This window comes from Croceivirga sp. ABH4_376 (genome assembly GCF_056160685.1).
Genome location: NZ_JBSWXQ010000023.1, coordinates 1 through 645 on the forward strand (window position 1 = coordinate 1; position 645 = coordinate 645).

Sequence of the window (645 nt, forward strand, 5' to 3'; positions counted from 1 at the left end):
TCCGTATCCTTATAACTACAGTCCCAACTTAAATCATCTATTAAAATCACGGTACCTAAAGCAGTTGTTGTAGAAATAGAATTGGTCCACTCTATAAATATATCGTCTACAGCAAAACTTAAATTAAATACAACGTCACTTTCTGTAGTATTGCTGGCATTAGGAACCAATCGCAACCCTTCAAAAGAACCGCCCCCTAAATCCGCGACTACAGTAGGGTCTACAACAGTATAATCTATTCCCGCAACCAAAGGAATTATAACCCCATCAACTGATGCCGTAACCCTGATTTGATCAGTATATATACCAGTATAAGATCCTGATCCATCATGAGCATCAATATCGGCAACTGTAAATGAAAGATTGGTCACCGGACGTTCAAAACCAATCCGATATCGAAATGAGCCATTAGAGAGTTCATCTTCAAGGGCATTTATCTTTAGTCCATATTTACCGACCACAAAACCATATTCTGCATAATAATTAGGTATCAAAGCAAAATCCGTACCCGTATTATCAGATGTAATCGTATTACCATCTATAATAGTGGTTCCCGTAGATGACAAATCGTCCTCTGGACTACCATCGGGCCAATCATGCGTGCCCCATTCTAATTGTGATCCGCCAACAGGACAATCATACTCC

1 protein-coding gene is annotated in these 645 nt (G+C 39.5%); it reads right to left on the bottom strand.

What is annotated here, in order from left to right:
- The coding region (locus tag ACXAGS_RS15720; RefSeq protein ID WP_474908090.1) for a hypothetical protein at window positions 1–645 on the bottom strand (645 nt) is incomplete at both ends.